This is a genomic window from Streptomyces sp. WM4235 (assembly GCF_001279725.1).
GTDB lineage: Bacteria > Actinomycetota > Actinomycetes > Streptomycetales > Streptomycetaceae > Streptomyces.
This window is the reverse complement of the sequence record NZ_LGDE01000446.1, coordinates 14,114-30,859: the sequence shown is the minus strand read 5'-3', so window position 1 is coordinate 30,859 and position 16,746 is coordinate 14,114. Positions and strand designations below refer to the sequence as shown.

Below are 16,746 nucleotides of genomic sequence, written 5' to 3'. Positions count from 1 at the left end.
GCCTTCGCGAAGATCCCGAAGGCGGACCTGGACAAGGTCCTCGCCGACAAGGCCATGCTCACCAAGATCCTGACCTACCACGTCGTGGGCCAGAAGCTCACTCCCAAGCAGTTGGAGAGCGGCTCCTTCGACACCCTGCCGAAGGGCAAGGTGAACACCATGGGTTCCGGCGAGTCCTACATGGTCAACGACGCCTCCAACGTGGTCTGCGGCAACGTCAAGACCGCCAACGCCAACGCCTACATCGTCGACACCGTCCTCATACCCAAGTGACCGACCCGGGGCAGGCCCACCCCCGAACTGCCACGGGGAGCACCGTCATCGGGGATGGCCGCGCCCCTGCGGCCCGCGACACAACCTGAAACCCCCCTCGCCCAACGGCCCCACATCGCCGCCGCTCACGGTCTCCGCTGACCGAGCGGCACGCTCATCGGACAGCGCCGGCAGGACATCCCCACCACCCACCACCCGTCGGAGGCGTGCGAGAACGAAGCAGCACGTGGTCGGGGCCGGCATCCCAGGGGCCGGTCATCGAGGCCGTTCCCATCCAGTGCGGCGGCCCCGTGATGGGGGCCCGCAATCCCGCCCGTGGGGAAGGAAGATCGGGGAACGGGACGGCGAGGGCGCGGGCGGACCCGTCAGTGGCCGAGAGCCGCCCTGGCCGCCAGGCTCGCGGGCACACCGGCACACGGGCCGCCAGGCACACCGGCACACGGGCGAAGTCACCCGATTCCCCGCTCCCCTGTGAGGACGCCCGCTCCGGTGACACCAGGTCAACGGTCCAGTGACACCGGGCCAGCGGTCCGGTGACACCGGGCCAGCAGTCCAGTGACACCGGGTCAGCGGTCCGGTGCGCCGGTGTCTCGGTCCAGTATTGCCGTGACCGCGGCCTGGAGCCGGTCGCCCACTCGGTCGACGCTGCCGTTCTGCATGCTGATCTGCGCACCCTCCAGGAGGAAGGTGATCTCCGCGGAGGTGTCACTGGGCACTTTCGCGCCGGCCTTGTCGCACATGTCCGTGAGACGACGGCGCTGAGTGGCTTTGTGCCTCTCGATCAGCCGACGGGCCGGGTGCTCGGGGTCGGGCAGGCCCGCGATGGAGTTGACGAAGGGGCAGCCTCGCCGCGCGATGTCCGGTAGTCCCTCGGCGATGAATCGGGTGACGCCGAGAACTTGCGCGCGGCCGTCGTCCGGGTGCTCCGCTTCCACTTTGTCGAACGCGGATGCGTAACCTGCCGCGACGATCCTCAGCCACTCCTCGATCAGCGCGTCCTTGGTGGCGAAGTGCCGGTACAGGGCCATCTTCGTGGTCTTGGCCTGATCGGCGATGGCCTGGACGCCGACGGCTTTCACGCCGTCTCGCAGGAAGAGCTCCTCCGCCGCGTCGAGGATGCGCTCACGCGGCGGCAGACGGGGCACCCGCGTGTCCCGGCCGGGCCGTGAGGGGCTGCTCGTCATGTTCCGTCTCGCTCCACTCGCGTTGGCCGGCCTCGCTTGACCCCATGCTACGTTACCGATCACCCCCCGACGATACCGATCGGTATCGTCAGGGCTCGATCGTCCGGCGCTAGGCAAGGCAAGGCAAGGCACCATGAAACTGCACGAATACACGCGGTACGACGCCGTGGGGCTGGCCGAACTCCTCGCGCGAGGAGAGGTGACCGTCGCGGAGGTCACGGCCGCGGCCCAGGACGCGATGACTGCCGTGAACCCCGACATCAACGCCGTCGTGGAGAGTTGGCCCGCCGAGGACGCCCCTGCCCCCGGCAGCACACCGCTCGCGGGCGTGCCCTTCCTCATCAAGGACCTCGCCGTGTCCATGAAGGGCAAGCGGGTCGAGCTGGGCAGCCGGCTCGCCGTGGGCAATGTGGCGGCGGCGGACTCCTCTCTCATGCGGCGGTTCCGGGGCGCCGGCCTCGTGACACTGGGGCGCACGGCAACCCCGGAGTTCGCCTACAGCACCACCACGGAGCCGGTCCTCCACGGAGCGACGCGCAACCCCTGGGACCTCGCCCGAACGGCCGGCGGTTCCAGTGGCGGGTCGGCCGCGGCCGTCGCGGCCGGCATCACCCCCATCGCCCACGCCACCGACGCGGCCGGCTCGATCCGCGTGCCCGCCGCCGGCACAGGACTGTTCGGGCTCAAGCCCACCCGAGGCCGGGTCTCCATGGGGCCGGACGCCGATGAGGTCTTCAACGGCTTGGCGGTCCACGGCGCGCTCAGCCGAACCGTGCGCGACAGCGCGACGCTGCTGGACCTGATCCAGGGCCCCGAGTCGGGCGACCCCTACTTCGCGGAGCGCCCGACTCGCCCGTACGCCGAAGAAGTCACCCGCTCCCCCGGAAGGCTGCGCATCGGCCTGGTGACCACCCCTTGGAACGGGCGCGCCGTGGAGCCGGCGGTACACGACGCCGTCTTGTCGACCGCTCGCCTACTCGAGTCGCTCGGTCATCACGTCGACGTCACCTCCGTGGACCTCGGTGTGAGCTGGGAGGAGTTCGTCCTGGCCAACGCACGCCTGTGGTCGGCGAACCTGGTGACCTGGATCGAGGGCTTCGCCAGGACGTTCGGTCGTCCCGTGGACGAGAGCACCGTCGAACCCGAGATGCTGGCGAGCTACGCGTGGGGCCGCCGGGTCAGCGGCTCGGAGTTCGTGCACGCCCTCGATGTACGCAACCGGGTCGCTCGATCGCTCGGCGCCCACTTCGGCCGTCACGAAGTGCTGCTGACACCCACCCTTCCCGAACTGCCGGTCCAGGTGGGCACCTATCACCATGGCGCGGAAGGGGCTGACGGGCTGGGCCGGCTGGAGCACTTGTTCTACAGGTCGCCGTTCACCGCGGCCTTCAACGTCGCCGGCACACCCGCCATGTCGATGCCGCTCGCGTCCGACCCGGCCACCGGCATGCCCATAGGCGTCCAATTCGCTGCCGGCCACGGGCGGGAGGACGTCCTGTTCCGTCTCGCCGGGCAGCTGGAGCAGGCAGCCCCTTGGGCACACCGAACGCCGACCGTGTGGGCGGGCGCCGTCCAGTCCGCCTGAGCGTCACCCGCCGGCCCCTCCTCGCCCCGGCGAGGGGCCGGGGCCGCGCCTTCGGATCGGACGACGTCCTCGATCTCCGGCGCCGGGCCGGCCTCGACCCGACGACACCACCCGCACCCGGGCCCGGCTCACCGAGCGGCACGGCGGCGGCCCCACCGGGTGTCGCGTCGAGTGCGAGAGGACGACGTGTCGTTCAGGGGCGCCAGTGGTGCGGCGACCGGGCGGCCATGGGCGCGAGTCCGAGGTCGGCCAGTGCGGACGCGCCGGTCGCGGCGTGCTCGCCGCCGGCGAGCAGGAGCGTACGCGACCACTGGTAGCGGCAGTCGGCCGCCTCGAACGCCGACGCGGCGGCGAGCAACCGCGGCAGATCGCCGCTGAGCAGTGCCTCCGCCCGGTCCACCAGGGCGGAGGCGACCGGGTTCCCGGCGACCACGGCCCGGGCGGCGGCGACCCGGCCCCGGGCGTCCGGGTGCCCGGCGAGGACCGCTGCCTCGGCCCGGAGCGCCGTGTACCAGTGCAGCCAGACCCAGCAGACCCACTTCCACACCTGCTCCGGCTCGGGCGCGACGCGCTCCAGGGCCGCGTCGGCGTCCCCGTGGTGGAGCAGGACCATGGTGTCGAAGACGGCGCCGTGGCCGTGGCGGTGATCCTCTTCGCTGCCTGTCCGGTCGGTGATCGTGAGCCAGGTCGCCCGTGCCTCGTGGTCGCCTCGCAAGCCGTGGATCATCGCGACGGACGCGGCGGCCGGGCCGAGCGAGAACGACCGTTGCCGGCCGGCCTGCTCCCAGGCGTCGAGGAAGCGCACGCTGCTGGTGAGGACCGCGTCGGTGTGGCCCGCGAGCGCGTCCGCGACCAGCAGCCAGGACGTGGCGTGGTCGCCCACCTCGGCCAGCTGCGGCCGGTCCGCGAGCCGGCTGCCCCACCGGCGGGCCGCCGACAGTTCGCCCGTGCCGACGGCGGTCGCGGCGGCCATGGCGAGGGCGTCGATCAGCTCGTGCGTCCGGGCAGGGGCGCTCGGTGCCGAGGTCAGGATGTCGATCCGGGCGCGGGCGGCGGCCGCGGCGGCGAAGCTCTCACCGGCCCAGCTCTGGGCGCCGGAGAGCGCGTCGAGGGCGGCGGACCGTGCCACCGGGTCGCCGGCGCGTCGGGCGAGTTCGACGGCTCGTTCCGCGCACGCGACGGTGTCCGGTGCGGTGTTGTCCGGGGCGCCCTGGACCGCGCCGAACGCGTCCGCGACCACCGCGGCCTCGGCCAGCGCGAGAGCCGCCTCGACGGCCGGGTCATCGTCACCGGTCAGCTCGCGGGCCGCCGCGAGGAGGCCGGTCACCTCGTCCGCGGGCGGAACCCGGCCGGCGAACGTGCTGGAGAAGCGGTAGGCGGCGGTGGCGGCAGCCGCCAGGTCGCGAGCGGCCCCGGCCGCGTCCCCGGCCCGGCGGGCGGCTTCGGCGGCGGCCCGGTGCAGGCGGTACATGTCGTCGCCGAGCCTGCGGCACCCGGCCACCCCGGCGGCCTGCCGCAATGCGGCGGCGGCGTCGACGCCGGCGGTGAGCGAGGCCGCCTGCTCGTAGCGCTGTTGGGCCTCGCCCAGCAGGTTCCGGGTGAAGGCCGGCTCGGCCAGGGACAGGGCGAGACGGCACGCGTCCGCGCGCTGCTCCGGCCGGCCCGCGGACCAGGTCAAGGCGGCCCGCAGGTCCTCCGCGACCGCGTCGAACCGGGCTCGCCAGTCCGAGCCGCCGCCTTCCTGGAGGCCGGCCGCACCGACCAGGCACCATGCCAGGTGGCGCGATCGGACATCGTCGAGCTCTCCGGCGTCGGTGAGCCGCTCCGTGCCGTACTGACGGAGGGTCTCCAGCGCCTGGTAGCGGGTGCCGGTATCGGACGGTGTCACGGCGAGCAGGCTCTGCTCGGCGAGCCTGCCGAGCCCGTCGGCGACCGCGGCCGTCTCCAGGGGGGCGAACCCGGCCACCTCGGCGGCCGCCTCGGCGGTGAACGGAGCGACGAACGCCGACACCCGGCGCAGCAGCGCCCGGTCCTGTGGTTCCAGCAGGTCGTGGCTCCAGTCGAGGACGGCCCGCACCGACCGGTGTCTGCCGTCGGCGCGGGGGCCGCCGGCGAGGATCCGGAGCTGGTCGCCGAGGCCGGCCGCCAGGCCGTCCAACCCGAGCGTGGACCAGCGCGCCGCCGCCAGTTCGATGGCCAGCGCCATGCCGTCGAGCCGTTCGCACAGCTCCGCGATCCGGTCGCGTTCCGCCGGAGCCGGGGCCCTGCCGACCGCCGCCGCCCGCTCCAGGAACAGGGCCGCCGCCTCCGACGCGCCGCCTCCGACGCGCGACAGCGGCGGAACCGGGAAGACCCATTCGAACGGCACCATCAGCCGGGCCCGGCTGGTCGCGAGCACGCGTATCCCCGGGCAGGCCACGAGCAGCCGTTCCAGGAACGGAGCCACCCCGTCGCGCACCTGCTCGCAGTTGTCCAGTACCAGCAGCGCCTGACGGTCCGCCAACGCGGCCACCAGGGCGTCGTCGATCCCGCGCCCGGGCTGCTCGCCCACGCCCATGGCCGCCGCGACCGCCGCGCCCACTCGCCCGGGATCGGTGACCGGGACCAGGTCCACGAAGCACACCCCGTCGGCGAAGTCGCCCGCCGCGTCAGCTGCCACCGCCAGCGCGAGCCGTGTCTTGCCCACTCCGCCCAGACCGACGGCGGTCACCAGCCGACGTGCCGTCACCGCTGCGGCCAGTTCCCCGCGTTCCCGAGTCCGGCCGACGAACGCCGTCAGCGGTGCCGGTAGCTCGGGTGCCGGGCGCGCCTGCTCGGCACGCGTCGCTTCACCTGCGTGCCGGGACAGCGCCCGCCGGTCCGGCACCTCCAACTTCCTGAGCAGCGAGGAGACGTGGGACTCGACCGTCCGTACGGAGATGAACAGCCGCGCGGCTATCTCCGCGTTGCTCAGGTGTTCCCCGAGCAGCGCGAGCACGTCGGCTTCCCGAGCCGAAATCACTGGAGTGGACACCGGGCCATTATCCGTGGTGCTTTCCGTGGTGCCTTCCGTGGTGCCTTCCGTGGTCAGCACGGAGGCGCCCGCAACCCCGCCGGGGGGAAGCTGTGATCACAAGGAACGAGCCCGGCGGACCACACCGGGCCGACCGGTTCCGCGATGACAGGAGTGACCGTGACCAGCTCTTCCACCCAGGGGATGAAGACCGTGCTGCATCCCGTGTCCGACCTCGCCCAGGCCAAGGTGGTGTACGCCGCGCTGCTCGGTGTCGCCCCGCAGACCGACGGGCCCCACTACGTCGGTTTCGAGGCCGCCGGCCAGCACATCGGCCTCCTCCCGGGCGGCGGGCCGCAGGGCCTGACCACGTCGCTGGCCTACTGGCACGTGGCGGACATCGAGGCGAAGCTCGCCGAACTGACCGCCGCGGGCGCCACCGTCAAGGAACCCGCGCACGATGTCGGCGGCGGCCGCCTGGTGGCCACCGTCATCGACCCCGACGGCAACCTCATCGGACTGCTGCAGGAATGATGGGCACCCCACCCCGCTCCCGCGCCCAGCGCCGTCGCGACACCGAGCACCGGCTCGACCACGACGTCGACGTCTGGGTGGCCAGTGCCTCGGCGGACGGCGCCCCGCACCTGGTACCGCTGTCGTTCCACTGGGACGGCGAGGCGCTCTTGGCGGCCACCCCGGCGGAGAGCCCCACCGGGCGGAACCTGGCCGCCACCCGGACGGCTCGGCTCGCCCTCGGCCACACCCGCGACGTCGCCATGATCGAGGGCGACGTCGAGGTCCTCGCCATCGACGCACTGCCGCCGCACGTGGGTGACCGGTTCGCCGCACGCACCGGCTTCGACCCGCGCTCCTTGACCACCCCGTACCGCTGGTTCCGTATCACTCCTCACCGCATCCGGGCCTGGCGGGAGGAGAACGAGCTGTCCGGCCGTGAGCTGATGCGCGACGGCCGCTGGCTGGCCTGACGCCGCGCCCGGTCCCGCCGCACGGCCGGGGGGCCCAGCCCACCCGGGCCGGTTTCGCTGCCCGGGTGTGCTGGGCCCCGCAAAGGCCGGTTCTCAAGATCCACACATTCAGAGCCTCATCAGAGCCTCAAAAGGGAGATCCACCATGAGCAGCACCGCCAACCGCGTACACGAGGGATTCACGGCCGAGGAGCGTGCCGCGATGAAGGACCACGCACAGGAACTCAAGAAGGCGGCGCGCCGCGGCTCGAAGGCGGAGAAGGCGGCCGAGGCGGAACAGGACGTGCTCGCGAAGATCGCCGAGATGCAGGACGCGGACCGGGCCATGGCCGAGCGCGTCCACGCCGTCATCACCACCACCGCCCCGGTCCTCGCGCCGAAGCTCTGGTACGGGATGCCCTCCTACGCACTGGACGGCAAGGTCGTCTGCTACTTCCAGAGCGCGGAGAAGTTCAAGGCGCGCTACGCGACGCTCGGCTTCAGCGACCAGGCGCAGCTGGACGACGGCCCGATGTGGGCGGCCGGCTTCGCCCTGACCGAGGTGACGGCCGAGGTGGAGGCGCGGATCGCCGCACTCGTGAAGCAGGCCGTCCGCTCGGCGTAGGTGCGTGGCGAGGTCACCTGGGTGCCATGGTCCGGCGGTGGCTGCCCAGGCGCTGCGAGGTTGATACCTCTGCGGGCGATGCGGTGGTTGGGCGCCGTGGTCACCGGGCCCGTGCGCTCGCTGCCGGCTAGCCGAGGAGTTGGACCAGCCCGACCGGGAGGAACGCGGGCCAGTGGGGCTGTCCGACCTGGTACGGCACATAGCCCAGCGAGGCGGCGACCTTGACCTCTTCGGCCGTCTCCGCCTGGAAGACGAGCCGGCAGGTCCCTGCCTCTGCTCTCGCGCGCTGCCAGAGAACGGGAGCCGGTTTGCGCTCCGCCTCGGTGCGGGGGGTGAGGATCCGGCCGCCGAAGTCCTTCCAGGCGAAGGGCTCAGAGCCCTTCCACGTGGCGTCGACTTCCTTCTTCAGCCTGGCGGCACGCTCGGCGTCAGTCGTGCCCCAGGAGGGCGGAACGTTGGTGATCAGGCCGATTCTGATGTGGTGCTCGCGCAGGGCGCGCAGATATGAGGCCGCTCCGGACCGGTAGGTGATGCTGCCGTCGTCGGCGGTGTGCACGAGGGTCTCGCCCAGATCGAAGTACACGACGGGGCAGGCGCGCTCGCCCACCGTACGCGCGACGGAGTCCACAGCCGCGGCCCCGCCCACGCCCCCGGGCGCCGCCGCAGCCACCGTGGTGCAGAGCATGGTCGCGGCCAAGGCCGCACCGAGCGCGAGGCTCGCCCGGCCCAACCTCGTGGAGGCGGATCTGTTCATGGCGTCGCAGCCCTTCTCCTGGTGCACCGCGCGGATACACGATTGTCCGGTCCATGACATACAGTGCCGCAGAGTCTCTCACACGGGCGTCTGGCGAAGCGGCACTTCCCTGCATCGCACCTACTGCCCGCCTTCCCCCGGCCGGCACAAGAACCGGTAACCAGTTACACCCTGCGGCACCTGCTCCGGGTGGACCGACGGTCGTCCATGGCCGGCCCCGCGTCCGTTTCACGCGGTTTCCCGGCCGGCGGCCGTTCGCCATATCTGAATCAGGCAGTACTGGTCCGCCCCGTCCATCTTCCCTTCCAGGCCCGGCGGCATGGGCAGCGGTTCCCGGGTTCCCGCCAAGGGAGAGGTGAACTGCCCGCGCTCACGGTTGAGTGTCCACTGCCATCGCATCCGGTAGACGCCGGAGGAGGGCAGGATCAGGGGGATCTCCTGCCACCCTCCGTCAATGGTTTCCAGCGCGAGTTCGCCCCCGGGAAGCTCTACTTCCACCTCCTCCGCGCCGGACCACGAGGTGTCGTTCGCCGGCGGAGCGGTCGACCAACTCTCCAGACGGACCGACACCCGGATCACTTCGGGCGGCACTTGCAGGTACACCATGCCGGGAGCCGACAGGAGCCATTTCGCGCGATCCGTGTTCGGCGCGTACGTGTCGACGCTCGTATCGACCAGCCCGAAGATGCGATAACTCGGAGAAACGGTGGTCTCGAAACCATCCAGCAGCCTGCTCAAGGGCACCTCACATGTCATCGATCGGGTCGCGAGCAGCGGTTATGCCCTTGGTCCATCAACGTACCGCCGGTGACATCGGCATCGACCGCTCACTGGATCAGGTCCGTGTGCGGATGCTCTGGAGATGACGGGCAGACATAGAGCTGCATGTTGTCGGTGCTGCCGACTTCGACTGCGGTCGGCTGCGCGGGGTTCTGGCCGGCGACATGACTGGCGGCAAACGCGGCGGTTTGATCCTCGTACGGTGCCCAGCCGGGCGTACCACCGTCCCATTCGAAGGAGGCGATGGTCAGCAGCGGAACCATCTGGGCGTCGCAGACCGCGCAGAATCGGCGATACGGGTCGGTTCGGCCCCACGGGGGCCAGCCGCCGACCTTCCAGCCGGGAGAATCAGCCAGCCACCCGTCATAGAAGTCCTCCGGATAGTCCGCGTACGAGCTGTCCACGCCGACGTCAGCTGCCTGCCATCTGCTCCAGTCCCCCACCATCTGCCGCATCTGCGGGCTCAGATCGAGGCTGTTGGGGTACTCGGTGACCTGCTCGGGCGCGAGCAGGCACGGTTTCGGCACGTAGCCTTCCCAGTCTGCCTGAAGCGGTTCCGGCGGTGTGGCGAGGATGTCGACGATTGCGGCGGCGGATCGCCAGAACAGCGCGGTCACCGGCTTGTTGTCCGGGTCGTGGTCGTGCGGGCACCAGAGAACCTGGAGCAGATCGGCCTGCCCGGGCGGCCGCAAGAGGGGTATGTCGCGTAGATACAGTTGGGCCACGGGCAGCATGGGAACCGGGCTCTCCCCAGTCCACGGGGGGTCGGTGCCGGCGATCTCGGCGTCGGCGATCTCCATCCACACGGCGTCGTTCCGCTCCTTGACCGCCGTCTCCTCGGGCGTGTACTCAGGGCCGTGGGGATCGCGGTCCAGTCGGGCCTGCCTGCGATGCTCCAGTCTTACTTCCGCAACGCCCACGGGCATGCCGCCGCCCTGGTGCGAGCCATCGCAGTGCGGCCACGGCTCATCAGCGGGCCACAGCAACGGCCCCCCCACCGAACTCTCGAACACCGAAGGCAACCCGGCACGAGGATGCAGCCGAATCGCCGACCGCGCCAACGGAGCCAACTCGGGAAAGACCGCAGCGACGTCGACCGGCCGCGGTGGAGTGGTACGAACAAAGCTCATACCAGCGATCCTGCCACCAGCCACCGACAATCCCCGGCCGCCCCAAACGGCGTCAGCGCACTGTCGGCAACGCACCGCGCCGCACCGCACCGCAACCCGCCGAGCGGGCCGGGCCGGGTTCGGGGACGGCCGACCGGCCCGCCCACTGCGGCGCGGCGCAGATGTTCGGTGAGGTCCGGCAGTCCGTCGAGCATGGCCTTGCCCGAGGTCGCTCGCCTGCGATCAGAGCCCGCGGTCCACCAGGCACACCCGGATCTGCTCGATGTCCTCAGCCGTCAGCTTTCCGAGCCCCCGGGCCTGGTTGACCACGGCCGGGGTGTTGTCCTGGTGCGTCGGCGCCGTGTGGGCCGGGTCGAACCACTCTTCGTCGTAGTCCCAGGCCGCGATGGTCGCCAACGCCTCCTCGCGAGGAATCTCGCCCGCGGCATAGCGGTCGATGTAGTCACGCAACGACGAGTTGTCGCTCACGGCCGGCGCCCTCTCAGCGGCGGCCGGTGGACAGGATGACGAGGAACTGGCCGCCGCCCGCCTGGATGTCGGCGGTCACCGGCATCCCCGGTACCAGTCGGGAGAACCGGTCCACCAGCCAATCCGCCGCCTCTTGGGCGTCCTTCCTGGTCGGGCAACGGCCCACCATCTCGCGGCCACCCTTGCGCTCCAGCCTCTCGGCAACGGCGATCAGCGGCGCGGGTTCGACCACGTACAGACGCTCCGGCCAGGCGATGACCACCTTGACCGCGCCCTTGCGGGTGTTGCACCCGCGGTGCGCGAGCCGCTCGGCGACCTTGGCCTTCCGGTCGGCGGTCCGGCTGTCGACACTGGGCCCCCGCGGGTCGTTCACCGACTCGTTGGGGTCGACCGGTTCGTCACAGACCCAGCACTGCCAGCCGTCACGCTCTGCCACATCATCAAGGAGACTCACCCGAGCAAACTACCTGCCCGCCCGCCACCCCGCGTACCAAGGTTCCCCGGCAACGCCTCCGCACCGGCCGACAACGCTGCGCCGCTCGGCCGACCAGCGGGCGACGACACAGGCGCGGGTCACCCAGGCAGACACCGACGAGCACCCCGAGCCGGCCCCCGGCCGGCGCGGCGAACTCCCAGCGACAGTGGCGCGACGCCGCGTCGGCGACGTACACACCGTCGAGGTCGAAGAGCTCACAGCCGACCGCCGCGCACTCGCGTCTCGCTGCCTCGTAGTCCTCGCCCAGGTCCTCCAGCGTGCCCGTGTCACCCGGTAGAGAACCTTGAGCTCGTCGGGCAGTGTGACGCCCAGGCGCGCTTCGGCGGCGGCGATCTCCTCCTCCGTCGCGCCGATGGCGTACGGCAGCCGCTCACGCAGCGTCCGCTCCAGCAGTTCCAGGTTTCCGCGAGCGCGCTCTGCACCCGCTCCACCGCGTCGAACTCCTCTTGCGAGTCCTCCACCTGTGCGGCTCGGCCGGCCGGCGGCATCCGTCGCTTCAGGGCCAGACTCCAGCCGTGTCGACCGATGCGTCCCGCCACCCGCACGGGCCGGGCCACGTGCCTCCGCGGCTGTTCAGCCGGCAGGAGTCGCAGCACCGGTTCCCAGGTCGCGAAGTCGCTTACAGATGCCATGGAGGGCCTCTGATCAACCATCCGCAGACCGTATGCGGTGCCGCTGACATCAAGAGGCACCGGGACCCACACGGCCCTGCGATGATGATGGCGTGCCGGATCCAGGGACCACTGCCGTCGTCATCGTCTTGCCCGATGCCACCCCGCTCCTCGATGCGGCGTGCCGTATCGACCCGACTCTGGTGCGCCCTGGAATGCCGGCGCACGTCTCGCTCCTCTACCCGTTCGTGCCGCGATCGGCGCTGACAGGTCAGGACGAGCAGCGTGTGCGTTCCCTGGCGGCGGACTTTCCGGCTACTGATCTGCTGTTGACGGAGGTCGTGACGGCGCCCGGCTTCGTCGCCGTCACCGTTGCGGAACTCCAACCGATCGTCGATGCGTTCCGCACCCAGTGGCCCGGGTCGCGCCCGTACGGGGGCCGTTTCGGGGCGCGGCCCGCAGCCCATGTCACGGTCGCCATGGGTGCGGACGACCCGACGACCGCCGCCCACGTCCGCACTGCGGTCGGCGGCCTGCTGCCGCTGCGCGCCCGTACGGCAGCGATCCAGCTGGTGGTACTGACCGAGGAAGGCTGGCAGTCGCGGTTCACCGCGCCGCTGTCCCGCCCGCATGGCGGATGAACCGCCGTCCTGCCCCGCCGCCGGGTCGTCGAACCCCTGCCGGGCTCGTACCTGTGCCTGAGCCGCCGGTGACACATTGGTCCCGCCGAGGCGGCGGACCGGTCGGGGCACGCTCTGCCAGGCCCGAGGCCTACTCTGCGTTCCATGGAACTGGATGCTGAACTCAGTGCTCTGGCAGCCCAGGAGGACCTGCCCGCCGACCTGGTGCGGCGCCTGCTGCGGCACCAGGGGGCTCGGCGCTCGGTGGCGTTGCTGCGCCGGGACCTGACCGATGAACTGATAGCGGAGATCATCGACCTTGGCTCCGTACGGACTCTCGCCGCGAACTCCTCCCTGCCCTCTCGAATCAGGGCCCTTTTCGCGGAGCATCCGGAGCCGGCCGTCCGGTGTGCGGTCGCGGCGAGCGTCACGGACGAGCCGCCGGGACTGCTGGCTTGTCTGGCGGCCGACCCGGACCCTTCTGTGCGGTCGTTCCTCGCGATGAACGAGCATCTGCCGACGGAGTTGCTTGCCCTCCTGGCCGCGGACTCGGAGGCCAGTGTGCGGTCGTCGGTCATCCAGCGCCGACGCGATGTTCCTGACGAGGTGCGCAGGATGTTGCTGACGGATACCGACCCGGGCATCCGCAGCGGCAGTGTTCGGGCATTCGCCCCTCCTGCGGACCTCCTGCCCGGACTGTTGGCGGATCCGGCGACCCGTGCTGCCGCGGTCGCGCATGCCGTACCGACCGCTGAACTGGCGGCCGACCCGGATTCCGATGTCCGTGAGGCCATCGCCGCGCATCCGGACCTGCCGCCCGGCCTGCGTGATCTACTGGCAGGAGACCAGGACTTCTTCGTCAGGAACACGATCGCGGCCCGGCCGGACACCCCGCCGGCGCTGCGTGAACGCGTTGTGGCCACGCTGGAGCCCGACAGCCCCGTTGCCGAGTGGATGCTGTCGTTCAGTACCCATACATGTCCCCCGGCAGCACCGGCCCCGCCGCATCTCTCGCGGCAACAGGCAGAAGCCTTGCTCGCGCGGGCCGGGCTGTAAGCGCGAACTCCAGTGGTCCGGCTGCCTGGTGCAGGACGGCCATGGACGGTGAGTGTGCGGGGCGACGTTCGCGGCCTCGGGTGAGGTGGCGGGTGATGGAGGTGATGGCGGCCCGGGTGATGAGGTGAACAGCGCTACCCAAAGCTGCCGGGTGGTGGCTTTCTTGCCGACCGGCGAACTCACCCGTGCAGGTCAGCGTCACACCAGCTCGGGTGCACTCGCCGCGGCGGGATCCCGGGACTTCTGATGGTCTGCGTCATCGGCCGGGGCGGCGGCACGCAGCGCCGCTTCGACCCGGCGGTTGCTGGTCATGGTTGCCGTGACGGCCGTCATCGCCAGGAGGAGGCCGGCAGCGGCGTACAGCGGGGTGCGGATGTCGTAGGTGGCGGCCAGCCAGCCACCGAGGAAGGCCCCGATGGGAGCCGCGCACATGCCGAGCATGCGCGAGGTGGAGGCGACCCGGCCCATCAGGTGGGCAGGGACGATCGACTGTCGGAGGGAGGGCGCGAGCACCATCGTGGCGCCCATGCCGGCCCCGCAGACGGCGAGCGCCGGCCCGGCCACATACGGGTTCGGGGCAGCGGCCAGGCCCAGGATCGCAAGCCCCTCGACGGCGGCTGTGCAGGTCAGTGCGGTGCCGGTGCCGAGTCGTCGGCCAAGGTAGGAGGCGATGCCCGCGCCGAGCAGACCGCCGGTGGCCTCCGCCGTGAGGAGCAGGCCGAAGCCGTAGGTGTCGATGCCCAGACGGTCGTGCGCGAAGAGGGCGAGGACGGTCTCCACAGCGACGAAGGCGATGTTCCCGACCGCCGGGCGCAGCGCGAGCCCGAGCAGCAACCGATCCCGGAAGACGTACGAGGCACCTGCCCGAGCCTGCCGCAGCAGCGACTCACGAGCCTCTGGTGCGGGCCGGGGTGTGGCAGGCAGCGACCGTACGAGCAGTGCGGAGAGCGCGAACGACACCGCGTCGGCGAGCAGTGGAACCGCCCGCCCCAGCGCGAGCAGGGCGCTGCCCGCGGGCGGCCCGGCGAAGCCGGACGCGGCGGTCTGGGCGCCGCGCAGACGGGAGTTGGCGCGCTCAAGGAGCGCGGGGTCGCGGCCGAGCAGATCCGGTAGATAGGCCGTGGCGGCCGTGTCGAAGAAGAGTCCGCCGAGGCCGAGCAGGAAGGCGACGGCCGCGAGCAGCGGAATGCTCAGCACGTCGAGCGCGGCCGCTGCCGCCGGTATCGCGAGCAGCACCGCACGTACCGCGTCCGCGACCCACATCGTGCGCCGACGGTCCCAGCGGTCCACCAGCGCACCGCCGAGCACCCCGAAGAGCAGCCACGGCAGCGTCCCGGCGGCCGTGACGACGGCGAGCGCCATCGGATCCCGCGTCAGCGTCAACGCGATCAGCGGCAGCGCGGCGTGCGACACCCCGTCACCGAGCGAGGAGATCGTCTGCGCGGTCCACAGCCGTCCGAATCCGGTCGGCAACTTCCTTACGCCTGAGTTCACTTGGCATCCCCTTCGGCCTGCTTGCTCGATGTCGGGTGGAACAGTGCGAAGACGAGTGACGTGTCCGGAAGTGACGGATCGGACAGCTCCCGGTACTCGTCCGCCAGTGCCTCCAGTCGTGCCCCCAGCTCCGCGAACTGCTCGTCGGTGAGCCGCAGATGCGCCATCCGCACGTGCCGCTCGCCATCCGCCGGTGACGCCTCCAGGTCCGCCACCGCATGCCGCATCAGCACATCCGGCCCTCCCTCGCCCGGATCCGGCAGCTCGATCGACCGCGCGGCCATGGCGTAGTACCGCTCGGTGACCCCCCGCACCTTCCGCGTCCGCACCACCTTCACCAGGCCGGCCCGTTCGAGGAGTCGTACGTGGTAGCTGGAACTCCCCTTCGCCAGGCCCACTCGCTCGGCGACCTGCGTGATCGTCGCGGGCTCGAAGCGGAGCACGGCCATGATCCGGTGACGCGTGAGATTGGAGACGGCGCGCAGTTGCTCGTCCGTGGTGACGTGAAACGTCTCGGGAAGATCATCGGTAGGCATGTGAGCAATGGTCAACGATTCTTGACCATTGCGCAAGAGGATTCGCACGGACCTCCGGAATCCGCTGTCTGGCGCACCATCTGGCGCTCCATGTCTCCTGTCAGAGCCCCCCGCGCTGCCGATCCGGGAAGCCTGTTGACGTGACCCGGGGTCATGACGACCACTCAGAAGTCAGCGCACAACACGAACGCGGTCGTCGCCGAGCCGCGGGTGCGCACCGAGAGCAAGAGCGGTTACGCCCGGGTGTCGACCGACGGGCAGAAACTGGAGCGGCAGCGCGACGCGCTCACCGCTGTCGGGTGCGGGTGCGGCGTGCGGGGTGCGGGTGCGGGTGCGGGTGCGGGGTACCGGAAGATCTGCGCGGACAGGAAGTCCGGGAAGGACACGCGCCGGCCCGAGCTGAAGGCGTGCCACGAGTTCCTCGACGCGAGCGACACGCTTGTCGCCCGCTCGCTGGACCGTTACGGCCACGGCCTCCAAAGCCTCGGGGCTTTGAACTCGCATGTCAGAAGCGGCCAGTAGCCTCAGGCGCCATGGGCATTCAGATCGATGTAGTTGCTGGTTACCCGATCAACGACGAGGTGGAGAGGGTGCTCGGGTTGGCCGAGGCGGTTGGCGAGCCCGTCACTGTCACGTTCATGTGGGAGGGGCGTGAAGTGGCGGAACGCGCGGTGCTGGTGCCGGCGGCCACGCTGGCTCTCTGGGAGCATTGGGCCCCCGCCGCCTAACCGACGAGTGGCTCGGGGGAGGAGAACCGGGGTGTGGCGGAGGAGGCGGAACTGGCCCACCCAGCGGAATTCGGCGTGTTCACGCTCTTTCGTCGTCGCGTAGGAGGGCGCACCGCGGTTGCTCGCAAAGGCGTGGTGGTCGCCGAGCTTCTGGACCCCGACGAGGCGCACTGGCTCCAGGGGAAGGCCCGCAGTGTCAGCCAAGGCTTCATGGATCCGAAGCAGAAGGCGGCGTTCGAGGAGTTTCTTGCCCGGCAGGAATCCCTCGATGAGCAGTGACGCGCCGGCTCTTGCTTCACGGCTTTGTAATTGATCTTCCGGTCTGGTCCACTTCTGCGGTGTGGTGACGCTGGGTCACGCCGGCTCACGTGGTTGCGGACGTTGCCGTAGCCGTAGCCGTAGCCGTAGCCGTCCGAGTATCCCTGTTGTCTGGTCTCCTCCCCGTCGGG

General features: G+C 71.0%; 17 protein-coding genes and 2 pseudogenes. 9 read left to right on the top strand and 10 right to left on the bottom strand.

Features of this window, described 5'->3' with window-relative positions; all coding sequences use genetic code 11:
- A partial coding sequence (locus tag ADK55_RS30190) for a fasciclin domain-containing protein (protein WP_199826664.1) occupies positions 1 to 273 on the top strand: 273 nt, incomplete at its 5' end.
- 566 nt (positions 274 to 839) lie between these two features.
- Here ADK55_RS30190 and ADK55_RS30185 read toward each other — a convergent pair.
- The gene (locus ADK55_RS30185; protein WP_053683168.1) at positions 840 to 1,457 is read right to left on the bottom strand and encodes a TetR/AcrR family transcriptional regulator; all 618 of its coding nucleotides are present in this window, start codon (positions 1,455 to 1,457) and stop codon (positions 840 to 842) included.
- Between the two features lie 133 nt (positions 1,458 to 1,590).
- Here ADK55_RS30185 and ADK55_RS30180 point away from each other — a divergent pair, with 133 nt between their 5' ends.
- Entirely contained in the window at positions 1,591 to 3,042 is a 1,452-nt protein-coding gene (locus tag ADK55_RS30180; RefSeq protein WP_053683166.1) for an amidase, read from the top strand.
- 193 nt (positions 3,043 to 3,235) lie between these two features.
- Here the strand turns inward: ADK55_RS30180 and ADK55_RS30175 are convergent, their stop codons facing one another.
- Positions 3,236 to 6,055: an ATP-binding protein gene (locus ADK55_RS30175; RefSeq protein ID WP_053683164.1), complete on the bottom strand. Its 2,820-nt coding sequence runs from the start codon at positions 6,053 to 6,055 to the stop codon at positions 3,236 to 3,238.
- A gap of 144 nt (positions 6,056 to 6,199) precedes the next feature.
- On the opposite strand from ADK55_RS30175, the gene ADK55_RS30170 reads away from it, so the two are divergent.
- The 3 genes from ADK55_RS30170 (at position 6,200) to ADK55_RS30160 (ending at position 7,624) form a co-directional block, all read left to right on the top strand.
- Positions 6,200 to 6,568, top strand: coding sequence for a VOC family protein (locus ADK55_RS30170; protein ID WP_420713692.1), 369 nt, complete (start codon positions 6,200 to 6,202; stop codon positions 6,566 to 6,568).
- Positions 6,568 to 7,020: a pyridoxamine 5'-phosphate oxidase family protein gene (locus ADK55_RS30165; protein ID WP_053683162.1), complete on the top strand. Its 453-nt coding sequence runs from the start codon at positions 6,568 to 6,570 to the stop codon at positions 7,018 to 7,020. Before ADK55_RS30170 ends, ADK55_RS30165 begins: the two co-directional genes overlap by 1 nt.
- A 145-nt stretch (positions 7,021 to 7,165) precedes the next feature.
- A complete protein-coding gene (locus ADK55_RS30160) occupies positions 7,166 to 7,624 on the top strand; it encodes an iron chaperone (protein WP_053683161.1) in 459 nt (152 codons plus the stop codon).
- A gap of 127 nt (positions 7,625 to 7,751) precedes the next feature.
- Here ADK55_RS30160 and ADK55_RS30155 read toward each other — a convergent pair whose 3' ends face one another.
- The 6 genes and pseudogenes from ADK55_RS30155 to ADK55_RS40235 all read right to left on the bottom strand — a co-directional run.
- Complete coding sequence (locus tag ADK55_RS30155) at positions 7,752 to 8,378, bottom strand: hypothetical protein (protein ID WP_053683181.1); 627 nt, start codon at positions 8,376 to 8,378, stop codon at positions 7,752 to 7,754.
- Positions 8,379 to 8,606: 228 nt separating this feature from the next.
- The gene (locus ADK55_RS30150) at positions 8,607 to 9,116 is read right to left on the bottom strand and encodes a hypothetical protein (RefSeq protein ID WP_053683179.1); all 510 of its coding nucleotides are present in this window, start codon (positions 9,114 to 9,116) and stop codon (positions 8,607 to 8,609) included.
- An 89-nt stretch (positions 9,117 to 9,205) separates the two neighbouring features.
- Positions 9,206 to 10,288 carry a hypothetical protein gene (locus tag ADK55_RS30145; RefSeq protein WP_053683159.1) on the bottom strand — a complete coding sequence of 361 codons (1,083 nt, stop codon included), beginning with the start codon at positions 10,286 to 10,288 and terminating at the stop codon, positions 9,206 to 9,208.
- A gap of 222 nt (positions 10,289 to 10,510) precedes the next feature.
- Positions 10,511 to 10,756: a hypothetical protein gene (locus tag ADK55_RS30140; protein WP_053683156.1), complete on the bottom strand. Its 246-nt coding sequence runs from the start codon at positions 10,754 to 10,756 to the stop codon at positions 10,511 to 10,513.
- A gap of 13 nt (positions 10,757 to 10,769) precedes the next feature.
- The gene (locus ADK55_RS30135; protein WP_053683154.1) at positions 10,770 to 11,210 is read right to left on the bottom strand and encodes a hypothetical protein; all 441 of its coding nucleotides are present in this window, start codon (positions 11,208 to 11,210) and stop codon (positions 10,770 to 10,772) included.
- Positions 11,211 to 11,376: 166 nt separating this feature from the next.
- Positions 11,377 to 11,884, bottom strand: a pseudogene (locus ADK55_RS40235) (SMI1/KNR4 family protein); the annotation flags it as partial.
- Positions 11,885 to 11,976: 92 nt separating this feature from the next.
- Between ADK55_RS40235 and ADK55_RS30130 the strand changes: the two are divergent.
- Positions 11,977 to 12,504 carry a 2'-5' RNA ligase family protein gene (locus ADK55_RS30130; protein ID WP_053683152.1) on the top strand — a complete coding sequence of 176 codons (528 nt, stop codon included), beginning with the start codon at positions 11,977 to 11,979 and terminating at the stop codon, positions 12,502 to 12,504.
- Positions 12,505 to 12,648: 144 nt separating this feature from the next.
- Positions 12,649 to 13,539, top strand: a complete 891-nt coding sequence (locus ADK55_RS30125; RefSeq protein ID WP_053683150.1) for a hypothetical protein — start codon at positions 12,649 to 12,651, stop codon at positions 13,537 to 13,539.
- A 198-nt stretch (positions 13,540 to 13,737) separates the two neighbouring features.
- Here ADK55_RS30125 and ADK55_RS30120 read toward each other — a convergent pair whose 3' ends face one another.
- Positions 13,738 to 15,033, bottom strand: a complete 1,296-nt coding sequence (locus tag ADK55_RS30120; protein WP_078999578.1) for an MFS transporter — start codon at positions 15,031 to 15,033, stop codon at positions 13,738 to 13,740.
- A complete protein-coding gene (locus ADK55_RS30115; RefSeq protein WP_053683146.1) occupies positions 15,030 to 15,569 on the bottom strand; it encodes an ArsR/SmtB family transcription factor in 540 nt (179 codons plus the stop codon). Before ADK55_RS30115 ends, ADK55_RS30120 begins: the two co-directional genes overlap by 4 nt.
- Positions 15,570 to 15,722: 153 nt before the next feature.
- On the opposite strand from ADK55_RS30115, the gene ADK55_RS30110 reads away from it, so the two are divergent.
- Complete coding sequence (locus ADK55_RS30110) at positions 15,723 to 16,091, top strand: recombinase family protein (RefSeq protein WP_053683145.1); 369 nt, start codon at positions 15,723 to 15,725, stop codon at positions 16,089 to 16,091.
- A gap of 11 nt (positions 16,092 to 16,102) precedes the next feature.
- A pseudogene (locus tag ADK55_RS41080) lies at positions 16,103 to 16,576 on the top strand (hypothetical protein).
- The last annotated feature ends 170 nt before the right edge of the window (positions 16,577 to 16,746 follow it).